The sequence below is a fragment of the Streptomyces sp. TRM49041 genome, assembly GCF_008271805.1.
Lineage (GTDB): Bacteria > Actinomycetota > Actinomycetes > Streptomycetales > Streptomycetaceae > Streptomyces.
Genome location: NZ_VSRY01000101.1, coordinates 1 through 14,077, shown reverse-complemented (window position 1 = coordinate 14,077; position 14,077 = coordinate 1). Strand labels below are relative to the sequence as shown.

12 protein-coding genes and 2 pseudogenes are annotated in these 14,077 nt (G+C 72.9%); 7 read left to right on the top strand and 7 right to left on the bottom strand.

Annotation, left to right across the window (positions count from 1 at the left end; all coding sequences use genetic code 11):
- Positions 1-9: 9 nt before the first annotated feature.
- Positions 10-1,275 (top strand): YihY/virulence factor BrkB family protein, encoded by a 1,266-nt coding sequence (locus FVS66_RS10355; protein WP_399225264.1) that lies wholly within the window; start codon positions 10-12, stop codon positions 1,273-1,275.
- Positions 1,276-1,319: 44 nt separating this feature from the next.
- Positions 1,320-1,904: pseudogene (locus FVS66_RS10350) on the top strand (DUF6597 domain-containing transcriptional factor); the annotation flags it as partial.
- Positions 1,905-1,960: 56 nt separating this feature from the next.
- Here FVS66_RS10350 and FVS66_RS10345 read toward each other — a convergent pair.
- Positions 1,961-2,431, bottom strand: coding sequence for a VOC family protein (locus tag FVS66_RS10345; RefSeq protein ID WP_316248178.1), 471 nt, complete (start codon positions 2,429-2,431; stop codon positions 1,961-1,963).
- A gap of 141 nt (positions 2,432-2,572) precedes the next feature.
- Here FVS66_RS10345 and FVS66_RS10340 point away from each other — a divergent pair, with 141 nt between their 5' ends.
- The 3 genes from FVS66_RS10340 (at position 2,573) to FVS66_RS10330 (ending at position 4,975) form a co-directional block, all read left to right on the top strand.
- Positions 2,573-3,172 carry a DM13 domain-containing protein gene (locus tag FVS66_RS10340; protein ID WP_149180796.1) on the top strand — a complete coding sequence of 200 codons (600 nt, stop codon included), beginning with the start codon at positions 2,573-2,575 and terminating at the stop codon, positions 3,170-3,172.
- Positions 3,173-3,265: 93 nt separating this feature from the next.
- The gene (locus tag FVS66_RS10335) at positions 3,266-3,736 is read left to right on the top strand and encodes a TrkA C-terminal domain-containing protein (protein ID WP_149180723.1); all 471 of its coding nucleotides are present in this window, start codon (positions 3,266-3,268) and stop codon (positions 3,734-3,736) included.
- Positions 3,737-3,739: 3 nt separating this feature from the next.
- Positions 3,740-4,975: a cation:proton antiporter gene (locus tag FVS66_RS10330; protein ID WP_149180722.1), complete on the top strand. Its 1,236-nt coding sequence runs from the start codon at positions 3,740-3,742 to the stop codon at positions 4,973-4,975.
- A gap of 37 nt (positions 4,976-5,012) precedes the next feature.
- On the opposite strand, the gene FVS66_RS10325 is transcribed toward FVS66_RS10330, so the two are convergent.
- The 4 genes from FVS66_RS10325 to FVS66_RS10310 are packed head-to-tail and all read right to left on the bottom strand — an operon-like array spanning position 5,013 to position 9,914.
- The gene (locus FVS66_RS10325; protein ID WP_262386912.1) at positions 5,013-5,795 is read right to left on the bottom strand and encodes a class I SAM-dependent methyltransferase; all 783 of its coding nucleotides are present in this window, start codon (positions 5,793-5,795) and stop codon (positions 5,013-5,015) included.
- Positions 5,796-5,828: 33 nt separating this feature from the next.
- A complete protein-coding gene (locus FVS66_RS10320; RefSeq protein ID WP_149180721.1) occupies positions 5,829-7,085 on the bottom strand; it encodes an aminotransferase class V-fold PLP-dependent enzyme in 1,257 nt (418 codons plus the stop codon).
- A gap of 13 nt (positions 7,086-7,098) precedes the next feature.
- Positions 7,099-8,433 carry a pyridoxal-phosphate dependent enzyme gene (locus FVS66_RS10315; RefSeq protein ID WP_149180720.1) on the bottom strand — a complete coding sequence of 445 codons (1,335 nt, stop codon included), beginning with the start codon at positions 8,431-8,433 and terminating at the stop codon, positions 7,099-7,101.
- A complete protein-coding gene (locus FVS66_RS10310) occupies positions 8,430-9,914 on the bottom strand; it encodes an alanine racemase (RefSeq protein WP_149180719.1) in 1,485 nt (494 codons plus the stop codon). Before FVS66_RS10310 ends, FVS66_RS10315 begins: the two co-directional genes overlap by 4 nt.
- A gap of 633 nt (positions 9,915-10,547) precedes the next feature.
- Here FVS66_RS10310 and rsgA point away from each other — a divergent pair.
- Entirely contained in the window at positions 10,548-11,660 is a 1,113-nt protein-coding gene (gene rsgA, locus FVS66_RS10305) for a ribosome small subunit-dependent GTPase A (protein ID WP_149180718.1), read from the top strand.
- A gap of 191 nt (positions 11,661-11,851) precedes the next feature.
- On the opposite strand, the gene FVS66_RS10295 is transcribed toward rsgA, so the two are convergent.
- Positions 11,852-12,337: a DUF456 domain-containing protein gene (locus FVS66_RS10295; RefSeq protein WP_149180717.1), complete on the bottom strand. Its 486-nt coding sequence runs from the start codon at positions 12,335-12,337 to the stop codon at positions 11,852-11,854.
- A gap of 36 nt (positions 12,338-12,373) precedes the next feature.
- Positions 12,374-13,420 carry a helix-turn-helix domain-containing protein gene (locus FVS66_RS10290; RefSeq protein WP_149180716.1) on the bottom strand — a complete coding sequence of 349 codons (1,047 nt, stop codon included), beginning with the start codon at positions 13,418-13,420 and terminating at the stop codon, positions 12,374-12,376.
- 246 nt (positions 13,421-13,666) lie between these two features.
- Here FVS66_RS10290 and FVS66_RS10285 point away from each other — a divergent pair.
- Positions 13,667-14,077 (top strand): annotated as a pseudogene (locus FVS66_RS10285) (hypothetical protein); the annotation flags it as partial.

Genomic DNA, 14,077 nt, shown 5'->3' with positions numbered 1-14,077 from the left:
GGTAAAGAGGTGCAGGCAGCAAAGGAAACACCCGAGTCGGCCATGGGTCCCGTAGGGTCCCCGGGTCCCGCAGGACCCGAGACGTCCACGGGCCGGCTCCACCGCGCCAGGGTCCTCTACCGCAATGTGTCGAAGCGGAAGATGGCCTGGCTCCTCCTGAAGGACACCGTCAACTCGTGCATCGAGTACCGGATCCTCGGCCTCGCCGCCGAGGCCGCGTTCTTCACCCTGCTGTCCCTGCCGCCGCTTATGCTCGGTCTGCTCGGTCTCCTCGGCTACATCGACGACTGGACCGACACGACCACCGTCGCGTCCATCGAGGAGAACATCCTCGCGGCGGTCGGCACGGTCCTGTCGGACCGGGGCGTCAACGAGATCGCCAGACCGCTGCTCGAGGACGTGACCCAGGGGGGCAGGCCCGACGTCATCTCGATCGGCTTCGCCATCGCGCTCTGGTCGGGCTCCCGCGCGGTGAACGTCTTCATCGACACCATCACCGTCATGTACGGGCTGGACGGGCACCGCGGCATCGTCGCCACACGGCTGCTCGCCTTCCTCCTCTACATCGTCGCCCTGCTGATCGGCGCGGTCGTCCTGCCGCTCGCGGTGGTCGGCCCGGACCGGGTCGTCGAAGTGATCCCGTGGGGCACGGAGGTGGTCTCCGTCCTGTACTGGCCGGTGGTCATCCTGCTGTCCATCGCGTTCCTCACGACCCTGTACCACGTGTCCGTACCGGTCAGGTCGCCGTGGATCGAGGACGTGCCCGGGGCTCTCGTGGCGCTCGGCATGTGGGTGCTGGGCAGCTTCCTGCTCCGTCTCTATCTGACGAACACGGTCGAGGGTCCCACCATCTACGGCTCCCTCTCCGCGCCCATCGCCGTGCTGCTGTGGATCGGCATCTCCGCCTTCGCCGTCCTCGTCGGAGCCGCCGTCAACGCCGCGATCGACCGTGTCTGGCCCTCCGTCGCCACCGCGGCCGCCCGCGCCGAGAGCGAGCGCGTCCGGGCGTCGGAGGCCGCCGCCCCGGTGGCCCGCTCCCGGTCGTCGAAGGAGCAGAACCGGGACCCCGACGACCCGGACATGCCGTCGGAGTTCCCCGAGCGCTGGTCCCGCTTCCTGCCGCCGGACGACGTGAAGGCCCGCCTCCAGTGGGAGAAGCCGGAGAAGGACAAGCCCTCCAAGGACAGGCAGCCCAAGGGCAGGAACGGGGACCAGGGCAAGAACCGGGGCGAGAATCAGGGCGACGGCGGGGGCGACGACGGGGGAGTGCGCTGAGTCACGGCTACCGGGAGCGGGCCTCCAGGCTGGACGGCGCCGTCGTGTGGACCCTGCCGGGCGGAGCGCCGGCCCGGGACGTCCGGCCCGTGCTGCCCGACGGGTGCGTCGACCTGCTGTGGACCGACGGACGGCTCCTCGTCGCCGGCCCGGACACCCACGCGTTCGTCCCCGAGCGCGCGGACGCCGGCTGGGCCGGGGTGCGGTTCGCGCCGGGCGACGCCCCCGCCGTCCTCGGGGTACCCGCCCACGAGGTCAGCGACCGGCGCGTCCCCCTCGCGGACCTGTGGCCCGCCACCCGGGTACGGCCACTGGCCGCGCGGGTGGCCCGGGCCGCCACCACGTCCCCGGGCAGCGCGCTGGAGGAGCTGGCCCTGCGCCTGGCCGCCGCCGCGCCCCGCCCGGACCCGCTGCTCCGTGCCGTGGTCACCCGCCTGGACGCCGGCTGGACCGTGGCCGCGACCGCCGAAGCGTCGGGGCTCGGTGCCCGGCAGCTGCACCGCCGCTCGCTGGACGCGTTCGGGTACGGCCCGAAGACCCTCGCGCGGATCCTGCGCCTCCAGCGGGCGCTCGCCCTCGTACGCCGAGGAGTGCCGTACGCGGCGGCGGCACCGGCGGCGGGCTGCACCGACCAGGCGCACCTGGCCCGCGAGATGCGCGCCCTGACCGGGATGACACTGACGGCCTACGCCGTATCGCCACCGCCACCGCCACCGCCACCGCCACCGGCGCCGGCGTCCGTGCGCGCGTCGGCATCGGCCTCCGTGTCGGCGTACAACTCGACACCGGAGCCGTCCGGGTCGAGCACCACCGCGTAACGCTGCCCCCACACCGCGTCCCACGGTTCCAGATGCCCCTGGTACCCGGCCGCGACCAGCGCCCCGTACACGGAGTCCACCTCCGCGGGGCTCGCGCAGCGGAACGCGAGGCCGATCCGGCCACCCCCGCTCGGGCGGGTCCAGCCGGGGTCGAACGTACGGACCACCTCCTCGGTGTCCCACAGGAGCCGCATCCCGCCGGGCAGCACCGCCTCCACGTGCGGGGCGGATTCGGCGCCGTCCGGGACGTCCAGGCCGAGGCGGCGGTAGAAGGCGAGGGAGGCGGCCATGTCGGAGACGACGAGGCCGATCGCGTCGAGTCGTGGCGTCACAGTCATACCGGCACCGTAGGAGCCCGCGCCCGCACGCGTCTTGTACGAATCGGACGTAAGGATTTCGTCACCGGATCACGGCCCTCAACAGTCGATTCCCCGGGTTGAATGGGGGACAAGACCTACGAATGCGAGGAGGCGGTGGCGATGGCCGGCGTACGACAGCTGGTGACCCGACCCATGGTGATCGGCGTGCTGGTACTGGCGGTGACGGCGCTGGGCTTCGGGCTGTACTGGTTCCAGCCGTGGAAGCTGTGGACGGACGACACCGTCCAGGAGGCCCTCCCCGAGGCGGCCGCCCCCGTGGACCCGTCCGCGCCCTCCGCCCCGGAGACCCCGGCGGCCCCGGAGAAGCCCGCGGTCCCGTCGGCCTCCGCCCCCACCGACGCGGAGCCCCGGACGGTCGCCACCGGCACGCTCATCAGCCATGAGCACACGACCACCGGCTCCGTACGTGTCATCCGGCTGCCCGACGGCTCGCAGGTCCTCCGCTTCGAGGGCCTCGACACGAGCAACGGCCCCGACCTTCGCGTCTGGATCACGGACGCCCCGGTCATCGAGGGCAAGGCCGGCTGGCACGTCTTCGACGACGGCGCCTACGTCAGCCTCGGCAAGCTCAAGGGCAACAAGGGCGACCAGAACTACGCACTGCCCGCCGGTCTCGACCTGAACAAGTACGGCAGCGTCAGCATCTGGTGCGACCGCTTCGACGTGTCGTTCGGCGCGGCCGAACTCAAGCAGGCATGACGGATGCACATGAAGGGCGTAAAAGGGGACATGTGTTGGTAAGGTAAAAATTCCCCTTTCGACCCGTCATGCGCCATCCCCGGAGGTGCGGTCATGGGTACACGTCGCACCCCGCTGCCCGGCGTCGGCACGCAGTACGACTTCACCACCGAGGAAGGCCGGCACCTCTCCGTCGTCGTCCACCAGAACGGCCGCCGCTTCCTCGGCTTCTACCGGGCGGACGACCCCGACACCTGCGAAGCCACGGTGCCGCTCAGTCCGGAGGACGCCACCGCCCTCGCCCAGCTGATCGACCCCGTCCCCGTCGACGGCGTCCGCACCGACGGCCTCGATCTGGTCACCGAGCACATCCCCCTCACCAGCCGCTCCCCGTACGGGGGGCGGCTGCTCGGTGACACCAGGGCCCGCACCCGCACCGGCGCGTCCATCGTCGCCGTACTGCGGCGCACCAGCGCCCACCCCTCGCCCGGCCCCGACTTCCGGCTCGCCATCGGGGACACCCTCGTCGTCGTCGGCACCCGCGACGGCGTCGACGCACTCGCCGCGATCATCGGCGGAGAGTGACCGATGCATGACACCACCGCGCTGCTCATCGAACTCGGGACGGTCATCCTCGCCCTCGGACTGATCGGCCGGTTCGCCGAACGGATCGGGCTCTCCCCGATCCCCCTCTACCTCCTCGCCGGGCTTGCCTTCGGCGAGGGCGGCGTCCTCCCGCTCGACGCCAGCGAGGACTTCGTCGCCGTCGGCGCCGAGATCGGAGTCATCCTCCTTCTGCTCCTCCTCGGCCTCGAGTACAGCGCCGGCGAACTCGTCGCCAGCCTCCGCACCCAGTACCCCGCCGGTCTCGTCGACTTCGTCCTCAACGCCCTGCCCGGCGCGGCCGCCGCGCTCCTCCTCGGCTGGGGGCCCGTCGCCGCTGTGGCCCTCGCCGGGATCACCTGGATCTCCTCCTCCGGAGTCATCGCCAAGGTCCTCACCGACCTCGGCCGCCTCGGCAACCGTGAGACCCCCGTGGTCCTCGGCATCCTCGTCATCGAGGACCTGTCGATGGCCGTCTACCTGCCGATCCTCACCGTCCTACTCGCCGGCGTCGGCCTGGCGGGCGGCAGTATCACCCTGCTCATCTCCCTCGGCACGGTCGGTGTCGTCCTCTACGTCGCCCTGCGCCACGGCCGCCACATCAGCCGCGCCGTCTCCTCCGAGAACCCCGAGATGCTGCTCCTCGTCGTGCTCGGCCTGACCGTGCTGGTCGCGGGGATCGCCCAGCGACTCCAGGTGTCGGCGGCCGTCGGCGCGTTCCTCGTCGGCATCGCGCTCTCCGGCGAGGTCGCGGAGGGCGCACGCAGGATCCTCTCCCCGCTGCGGGACCTGTTCGCGGCGGTCTTCTTCCTCTTCTTCGGCCTGTCCACCGTCCCGGCCGACATTCCACCCGTGCTGCTGCCCGCGCTGCTCCTGGCCTTTGTCACCGCCCTCACCAAGATCTTCACCGGCTGGTACGCGGCCGGGCGCGCCCTCGTCGGCCGCCGCGGGCGGTTCCGGGCGGGCGGGGCGCTGGTGGCGCGGGGCGAGTTCTCCATCGTCATCGCGGGGCTGGCCGTCGGAACCGAGCCGAGGATCGGCCCGTTCGCCACGGCGTACGTCCTGATCCTGGTCATGCTGGGGCCGTTCACCGCGCGTTGGACGCAGCCGGTGCTGTACGGGGTGCGCGACCTGGTCAACCGTGTCGGGCGCCGCCGGAAGGCGGCGCCGCCGGGCCACGATGAGATCACCGAGACCACCGAGGCGCCGGCGTCCGGTTGACCCCCTGCCCGACGGTGCCCCGTCCGAGCGCGCCCCGCTATGTGCCACGTACCGCGACCAGGACGCAGCTGGGGCCGTACTGCCAGACCGGGCCCGCCGCGGCGAAGCCGGCCTTGTGGAGGAGGTCGACGTGCCGTTGGAGGGTCAGGCCGTTGTCGCCGCCCGCGCCCGGGCCGCGGCGGGCGCGCTCGGCCAGGGGCGCGGCCAGCTCCGGGGCGGAGGCCGCCGCCGCCCACCAGCCGCTCCAGTCCTCGTGCGCGTCCGCGCCGTGCCGCTCCGCGTGGCGGCGGGCGACCACCTCGGCGAGCGTGGCGACCGCCGGGTCCTCCTGGAAAAGGTGGTCGCCGTTGACGAGGACGCCGCGGGGCGGCAGGGACTTCCGTACCTGCTCGTACACCGCCAGCAGCGCCGGCTCCGGCAGATAGTGCAGTGCCGTCGCCGACACCACCGCGTCCAGCGGCCGGCCCAGGTCCAGCGCGGCCAGCCACCCGGGGGCGCCGATCGTCACATCGGCGAACCGCACCGCCGTGCCGTGGTGTGCCCGGCCCAGCGCCAGGAGCAGCGGATCGGTGTCCACGCCGACGACCTCGGCGTTCGGGAGCCGCTCGGCCAGCCGCGCGGCCAGCGAGCCGGGGCCGCAGCCGAGGTCGGCGATCAGCGGGCGCGCCACCGTCGCCGTCGCTGTCTCCACGACGTCTGCGATCACCGTGAAGCGGGCCTCGCGGTCACATGCGTAACGCTGCTGCTGCAGCTCCCACCTTCGGATCCACTCGCCCGCCCGCTCGGCCGTCAGCCGTCGCGACATCGACCCCTGAGACATCGTCCCCTTGTGCTCCTTGTTCTCTTCCGGTGCCTATCGCTGCCCGCCGCCCGGACGGTCGTCGGCCAGGCCGGACAGCACCCCGAGGAGCCGGTCGATCTCCTCGGGAGTGTTGTGGACGTGCAGGCTCACCCGCACCGAGCTGTCGCTCTCGCCGGCCCGGGCCTGGCACAGCCCGTCGGCCCGCACCAGCAGCCCGTGCGCGGCGAGGATGAAACCCAGGTCGTTGGCGCCGATCGCGCGGTGCCGGAACGTCACCAGGCCCTGGCGCCGCTGCACCTCCGACGCCGCCGTCAGACTGAGCGGGCAGCCCAGCACCTCGTAAGCGTCGAGCCCGCTCAGGCCGTCCGTGAGGCGTATGCCGAGCCCGACCGTCCACTCCTCGATCCGGGCCACGCCGGCCGCGTCCAGCCAGTCCAGCGCGGCCCGCAGGCTGAGGATGCCGGTCGTGTTGGGTGTGCCCTGCCAGCCGCCCGGCCGGAAGGCACCGCCGCGCCGCCCGCGCGCCCAGACCACGCCGGTGCCCGGCAAGGCCATCGCCTTGTGCCCGGAGAACACCAGGAAGTCCACGTCCAGGGCGCCCAGGTCCAGGGGCAGATGGCCGACGCTCTGTGCCGCGTCCAGGCAGATCGGCACCTCGGGCCCGACCACCTCGCGTACCCGGTGGACGTTCATGTCGGCGCCGTACACGTGGTGGACGTGCGTGACCGCCACGAACCGGGTGCGCTCCCCGACCAGCGCGGCCAGCGCTTCCAGGTCGTAGTCGCGGGAGTCCTGCTGGTACGGCATGGGGTGGACGGTGATGCGGACGCCGCGCTCGGCGAGCAGTTCCCGCGCCTCCAGCCACGGCAGGTGGTTGGCCTCGTGGTCGGCGAACGGCACGACGATCTCGTCGCCGTCCGCCAGCTCCCGTACCAGCCAGTCCCGGGCGACCGTCCGCAGCCCGTCCGTGGCCCCGCTGGTGAACCAGACCGTCGACCGGTCCGGGTCCGGGTCGCCGAGGAACGCCTTGACCCGCTCCCGGGTCTCCTCGATGAGCGCCGTGGTGCGGTTGGCCCAGGTGTACGTGCCGCGCCCGGCGTTGGCGTTGCAGCTCGTCAGATACGTCTGCACGGCGTCGAGGACCGCCTTCGGCTTCTGGGCCGTGGCAGCGCTGTCGAGATAGGCGAGCCCGGGGTTCCCGGTGACGATGGGGAACTGTTCGCGCAGCGGGCGCTGCCACTCGCGCAGCCCGGCCGGCGGCGCGGACGGCGGCGGATTCTTCGTCGGCGGAGAGATCGTGTCACGCATCGCGGCAGCCCCCTCAGTCCCGCACCATCGGCGCGTCGGCGTCCCGCCAGGCGATGACTCCGCCCGCCAGGCTGCGCACGTTCCGGTGGCCCAAGCGGGTGAGCAGCGCCGCGTACGTCACGGACTGCTCGCCGACCGGGCAGACCAGCAGCACCGGCTGCGACCGCCCGAACGGCAGGCCGCCGTGGAGGAGTTCGGCGAACAGCTCGTCGACGATGTTGACCGAGCCCTCGATGTGGAGGGCGGCGAACGCGAACGCCCCGCGCAGGTCGACCACGACGGGCCGCTCGGTGGCGATCCACGCCCGGGCCTCCTCGACCCCGATGCTGTGCACCGCCTCCAGCTCCGCCGGGGTGAGGGTGGCGGGGGAGTTGGGGCGGGGCGGGCGCCGCAGCAGTTCGGGGCGGCGCTGCCGTACGTAGCTCATATAGCTCTCGACACGGTCGCAGACGATGAAGACGGCCGTCCCGCGCCTGCCGTCCCCGCTCGCCGCCAGCTCCGCGTCGGCCGCCCTGAGATGGCGTACGGCTCCCAGGTAGGCGGCGCCGCCGGTCGGCCCGGCGAGGATGCCGCAGCGGCGTACCAGCGTCAGCATGCCGTCGATGGCCTCGTCGGCGCTGACCGCCTCCAGCGCGTCGTACGTCTCCGGGTCGAACAGGCCCACCTCGTGGACCTCGTCGATGTTGCGGATACCGGGGACGAAGTCGCCCTTCTGCGCGACGAGCCCGATGATCCCGGTGGCCGGGTCGTGGGCGCGCAGGGCGCGGGCGGCCCCGGTGGAGGACCCGGCGGTGCCGACGCAGGCGACGAACCAGTCGGGGGCCGCCCCGCCGAGGTCCTTGATGATCTCCGGCCCCGTGCCCGACGCGTGCGCCTCGGCGTTGGCCGGGTTGTAGTACTGGTCGGTGTGGAGGTACTGGCCGTCGTCCTCGGTGAGCATCCGGTGTATCCGGGTGAGCGGGTCCTCGGTGGCGGTCGGGTCGAGGCACTCGGCCTGGCCGGGCAGCTCCTCGATCTCGGCGCCGAGCAGCAGCAACAGGTCCTTGATCTCGGGGACCTTCATCCGGTTGGTCACGCTCTTGAACGGCAGCCCGTGCATGCCCGCGATCACGGCGAGGGCCTTGGCGGTGTTGCCACTGGACAGCTCCACGACGGTACGGCCCTGCCGGCGGGCGTCCTCCAGGTGCGGGCGGGCCATGTGCCAGGCGGCGCGGTCCTTGACCGAGCCGAACGGGTTGAGCATCTCCAGCTTGGCGTACAGGTCGATATGGCGCAGTCCGTGGACCTCGGGGTCGATACGGACGAGGGGAGTGTCGCCGATGGCGTCGGTGATGTGGTCGTACCTCATTGGTCGTCCCCCGCGTTGAGGTGGGGCCAGTACTGTTCGTCGAGGCACCATGCCCACGGGCCGCCGTCGCCGTCCCGGTACACGGCGACCTTGCGGGCGATCGGCTGGTGCAGAGCGTGGTCGGCGGTGAAGTCCATGAAGTAGCCGGCGGTGTTGGCGAAGGCGAGCAGGTCCCCGGGGCGCGGGGCGCTCGGCAGGAACACCGTGCGGCGGCTGATCAGGTCGGACTCCAGACAGAGGTTGCCGAGCAGATACACGCCGACGGGCGGACCCTCGCCGCGCGGCTCACGCGGTACCAGGACGGGGTCGACCAGCAGTCCGTGGTCCTCCAGGCCGACGTCCCGGGCGTTCGCCGCGAGCCGCACCAGCGGCTCGCCGGCCGCCGTCTCCCGGACCTCCACGACCCGGGCGAGGGTGATGCCGCACTGGTCGACGAGGGCGCGCCCGGGCTCGGTGTGCAGGTCGTACAGGTTCTCCAGGAGCAGGGTCGCCAGCGGGCGGGCCAGCGACGGGGCGGTCTGGGTCAGGAGTTCGTCCAGGTAGCGGGGCCCGGCGACGGGCCGGTGGCCGGGGTAGACGCCGAGGGCGCCGCGCAGGGTGCCGTTCTCGCCGCGCAGCCCGTAGCCGTGGCCCTCCCAGGTGATGGGCTCCCGCCTGCCGAGGAGGGCACGGGTCAGCTCGGTGGTGTACCGCTCCCACTGGTCGCCGTCCGCCAGGTAGTCGGCGCCGTACCCGCCGCCGATGTCGACGGCCCGGGGCCGCAGCCCTCGGCGGCGGCTCTCGTCCAGCACCTTCAGGCACGCTTCGAGAGCGACGGCCTTCTCGGCCAGGGCCATGGTGTCGAGGTGGTACGAGACACCGGTGAACTCGACGCTGCCGTGGTGCTTCTCGACGAGGTCGAGCAGGGTGTCGGCCTCTGCCGCCGGGGTGCCGAAGCGGCTGCGCCGGGTGAGGATGCGCGTACCGGGAGCGGTGAACTCGGAGAGCCTCGGCAGGACGGGCACGCGCGGCAGCCCGAACCGCTCGACCAGCGCGGCGAGCGCGGCGAGTTCGGCGGGCGAGTCGACGGCGACGGTGACGCCCGTGCGGGCGGCGAGCCACAGGAAGTCGGGGTCCTTGGGGCCGGTCGCGACGATCCGGTCGGGGGTGAAGCCGCCGCCGAGCGCGTGCTGGAGCTCGCCGAGCGAGGCCACGTCGATACCGGTGGTGGTGGCGGTGGCGGTGGCGGGGGCGGTGGCGGCGAGTCGGCGCACGAGGGCGCTCGAACGGTTCGCCTTGTGTGCGAAGCAGATCCGTCCCGTGAGCCGGTGCCGGGCGTATACGTCGCGGAAGCGGCGGACGTTGTCGGCGAGCTGGTCCGGCAGTACCACGTTGAGGGGCGAGCCCAGGGCGGTGATCAAGGGGTGCAGGAAGGCGGGGGAGTCCAGCAGCGCCGCCGGCCGGGACTCCAGGCGTGGTGCGAGATACAGCGGTTCGCTCATGCGGGTCAGTTCCTGGTCCTCTCGAAGGGTCTGGAGGTCTTCTCGGAGGGACTGCTCGAGTGGACTGTCCGAAGGGACTGCGCTGGTGCCTGCGTGATGGGCCGAGTGTGGCCGTGGGACGGACGGAGGACGAGCATGCCATCAAATGAGAATGGTTGTCATAAGCGATCCGGTGGTTCGCCATGGGATCCACGCAAGTGGAATGTGTAACTCCGCAGGCTGGCTGGGGTGCGCCGTTCAGGCGCCCCCGCGTGGACGCCCCGCTCATGGGCCTGCCGCGGACGACCACCTCATGCGATGGACGTATGAAGTGATGGACGGTGCGGTGCCGTGTGTTGCACCTGAATACGGCGAAATGGGGGGTGTGCGGATACGCCGAATGCCGTATGCGAGTTGCTGCGGAAAAACCGGTGGCACGGGCGTACAGGCCCGGGCTAGCGTGGGGCGCACACGACGACAAGAGCGACGTGAGACGACGAGCGAGGGAGGTGAGGACATGGTGTCTGTCCCTGTTTCGGGCCCTGCCCGGCTTCAGAAGATCATCATTCCCGCTTCCGTGGTCTCCGGCTGACCTTCTCACTCTCCCGCGCGCGGTCGGCGCGCCGCCGGGGCCGCCTTCGCGAAGGGCACCCCTTGTCTTCCTCGTCCACCACCTCTCCCTCCGCCTCCCCGCTCGCCTCCTACGGCTGGGACACCCACTGGGAGGCGGAGTTCACGCCGTACGCCGCGCAGGGCCTGCTGCCCGGCCGGGTCGTACGGGTCGACCGCGGCCAGTGCGACATCGTCACCGCGGACGGCGTCATCCGCGCCGACACCGCGTTCGTGACGCCGCACGACCCCGTCCGCGTCATCTGCACCGGCGACTGGGCGGCCGTCGACCCGGCGGGCGGCAACCCCCGCTACGTCCGCGCGTATCTGCCGCGCCGCACCGCCTTCGTACGGTCCACCTCGTCCAAGCGGTCCGACGGGCAGATCCTCGCGGCCAACGTCGACCACGCGATCATCGCGGTCTCCCTCGCCGCCGAGCTCGACCTCGGCCGGGTCGAACGGTTCCTGGCGCTCGCCTGGGAATCGGGCGCCCAGCCGCTTGTCGTGCTCACCAAGGCCGACCTCGTGCCCGACCCGGCCGGGCTCTCCTACCTCGTCCAGGACGTCGAGGCCACCGCCCCCGGTGCGCCGGTGCTGCCCGTCAGCTCCACCACCGGGGAGGGCATCGACGCACTCCGCGAGGTCGTCACGGGCGGCACCAGCGTGTTGCTCGGCGTGTCCGGCACCGGCAAGTCCACCCTCGCCAACACCCTGCTCGGCGCGGAGGCCATGGCCGTCCAGGCGATCCGGGACGTCGACGGGAAGGGCCGCCACACCACCACGACCCGCAACCTGCTCGCGCTGCCCGGCGGCGGCGTCCTCATCGACACGCCGGGGCTGCGTGGTGTCGGGCTGTGGGACGCCGGGACGGGCGTCGGCCAGGTCTTCGCCGAGATCGAGGAGCTGGCCGCCTCCTGCCGCTTCCACGACTGCGCCCACCACGCCGAACCAGGCTGCGCCGTACTCGCCGCCGTCGAGGACGGCACCCTGCCGGAGCGGCGCCTCGACAGCTACCGCAAGCTCCTCCGCGAGAACCGGTACATCGTCGCCAAGACCGACGCCCGGCTGCGGGCGGAGCTCCGCCGCGACTGGAAGCGCAAGCACGCGGAGGGCCGCGCCGCCCTCCACGCCAAACGGGGCGGTGCGCCCCTGCACTGACGGCTCACCCGCCGTGGGGCCGGTCCACCCGTCGTGGGCCGGCCCCGTCAGGGCTCGGGGCGGCGGAACGCGGCGAAGACGTCCTCGGCACTCCGGGAGTCCAGCTCGCCCGCCGGCTCGTCGGCGGGCAGCACCGACGGCCGGTTCGCCGGAGCCACGGCACTCGTGACCCGCTGCTGCCGCCCGCCCGGCTACGTGCTGCCGACCATCACGCCCAGCCACGCCGCCACGATCAGCAGGCACGCGTACAGCTCCACCAGCACGCTCGTGCCGACCGCCCGCATCACCATGCGCGTCGCCGTCATCGCCTGGCCGTGCCCGCCGAGCCGGAACCGCTCCGACAGGTAGATCCCGCCCACGTACCCGATCACCCCGCCCACCACCGGTATCAGCACGAACCCCAGCAGCGCCCCCACCCCGGCGTACACCACCATCCGCCGGGTCACCGCCACCCCGCGCAGCCGCCTGGCCGGGAGCTGCCAGAGCACGACCTGCGTGATCAGGAGCAGTACCGTCGCCCCGACGAGCAGCCACCACGCGGGCGCCGTCGTGTCCTGCAGGGACCACCACAGCACTCCGGCCCACACCAGCCACGACCCCGGAACACCCGGCACCAGCACCCCGAACAGACCGAGCAGCAGCACCAGAGCGACCAGGAGCTGTTGCCATACACCCATCTGTCCAGCGTGCCGGACACGGGCTGTACACGCAGGTCAGCGGGTGACCCAGCCCCGCTCGTAGGCGTGCCAGCCCAGCTGGAGCCGGGTCGTCACGCCCGCCAGCTCCATCAGGCCCTTCACCCGCCGCTGCACCGTCCGCAGCCCCAGGTCCAGCTGCTTCGCCACGCTCGCGTCGGTCATGCCCGCCAGCAGCAGCGAGAGGATCTCCAGGTCCGTCGCGTCCGGACCCGGTGCCGGTGCCTCCCCGAGCCCGCAGCCGCTCGCTCCCGCTCCCGCTCCACAGGCTGCGCCCGCCTCGCCGGCTCCGCCCGCCCCGAGCCGGAGCGGCACGGCCCCCCGCCACACCGCCTCGAAGAGCCCCATCAGGCACTCCAGCAGCCCGCTGGCGTGCACCACCAGCGCGGCCGACTCCGCGCCCCGGCCGGTCAGCGGCACCATCGCCAGCGACCGGTCCGCGACGACCAGCTTCGTCGGCACCCGGTCCACCACCCGGACCCGCTCGTCCCGGCCCAGCGCGGACGACAGCTCCCTGATCCCGTGCGGCAGCTCCAGAACGTCCCGCTCCACCACGAGCCGGTACGTGACCCCCCGGCCCTCCGCGCGCTCCCCGGCGTCGTTCTCCGCACCGGTCACCCCCGTCGGCGCCGGCACCACCGCACGGCCCGTCATCAGCGCGCAGACCTCCTTCGCCGCGCCCAGCTGGAGCTGCCGGAACCGGTGCGCCACCGCGCTCGCCCCGGTCACCACCTCCACCAGGTCGTGCACCGCCGGCTCGGCCGCCTCGGCCCGGAACTCCTCCGCGAGCAGCGCCGCCGCCAGCTCCGCCCGCTCCAGCTCGTGCCGCTGCCGCGTCAGCAGCGCACCCAGCGCCACCGTGGGCGGCGCCGCCACCCACCGGCCCGTCCGGTACGAGGACTGCGCGGCCAGGCCCTGCGCCTCCAGCCGCTTGAGCGTCCGCTCCGTCTCCGGCTCCGGCAGCGCCAGCCGGTGCGCGAGGTCCGTCACCTCGGCCGCGCCGAGCACGACCAGCGCCCGGTACGCGCACTCCTGACGCTCGTCGAGCCCTATCGCCCCCAGCACCTCAACCCACCCCTCCGCTCCGTCCGTGGCGGAGAACGGCCACGGCGCGAACCCGCCGCGCCCATCATCACCACACCATCCGCCGCTCTGCCAAGGTGACGCCACCGCAGCACCAACCCCCGCCGGACACACGCCTTCTGAGCGCCCCTACCGGAGGAGGAGGGTGTGTCCAGCGGGCCTTTCATGATGACCACTTTTTCCCGAAGCCCCGTTTTCGGGCGGCCCCCGCTGTGGACAATTAAGGGCATGAACCCACAGGGGGACAGGCCCACCACCGGCGATGGCGACTGGTGGGACAGGCTGTACGACGACACGGCTTCGGACACGGTCCCGACCGCCACGGGCGACACCCTCGACGACCGCTACCACTCCGCCTCCGACACGCTCACCCCGGAGGCCGGGGACCCACCGCCCGCGCACCCGCCCGCGCACCCGCCCGCGCAACCACCCGCGAGACCACCCCGAGCCTCCTGGGAGCACAGGCCCGGAGAGGGCCCGCGCACCTTCCCCGGCCCCCCGCCTCCGACGGCCCCGCCGGTGGAACAGCCCCCGGCCGTCCGCCCCGGCCCCGGGGCCGGGGCGGAGCCCGACGCCCCGGCGGACGCCGTGCCGGAAGGGCGGCCCGATCCCCGTGGCGGCGGAGCCCGCGCCGAGCCG

Excerpts from the sequence above, each read along its gene's own strand:
- FVS66_RS10345 (WP_316248178.1), bottom strand. The coding sequence starts at position 2,431 with ATGACTGTGACGCCACGACTCGACGCGATCGGCCTCGTCGTCTCCGAC.
- FVS66_RS10340 (WP_149180796.1), top strand. The coding sequence starts at position 2,573 with ATGGCCGGCGTACGACAGCTGGTGACCCGACCCATGGTGATCGGCGTG.
- FVS66_RS10335 (WP_149180723.1), top strand. The coding sequence starts at position 3,266 with ATGGGTACACGTCGCACCCCGCTGCCCGGCGTCGGCACGCAGTACGAC.
- FVS66_RS10330 (WP_149180722.1), top strand. The coding sequence starts at position 3,740 with ATGCATGACACCACCGCGCTGCTCATCGAACTCGGGACGGTCATCCTC.
- FVS66_RS10325 (WP_262386912.1), bottom strand. The coding sequence starts at position 5,795 with ATGTCTCAGGGGTCGATGTCGCGACGGCTGACGGCCGAGCGGGCGGGC.
- FVS66_RS10320 (WP_149180721.1), bottom strand. The coding sequence starts at position 7,085 with ATGCGTGACACGATCTCTCCGCCGACGAAGAATCCGCCGCCGTCCGCG.
- FVS66_RS10315 (WP_149180720.1), bottom strand. The coding sequence starts at position 8,433 with ATGAGGTACGACCACATCACCGACGCCATCGGCGACACTCCCCTCGTC.
- FVS66_RS10310 (WP_149180719.1), bottom strand. The coding sequence starts at position 9,914 with ATGAGCGAACCGCTGTATCTCGCACCACGCCTGGAGTCCCGGCCGGCG.
- FVS66_RS10295 (WP_149180717.1), bottom strand. The coding sequence starts at position 12,337 with ATGGGTGTATGGCAACAGCTCCTGGTCGCTCTGGTGCTGCTGCTCGGT.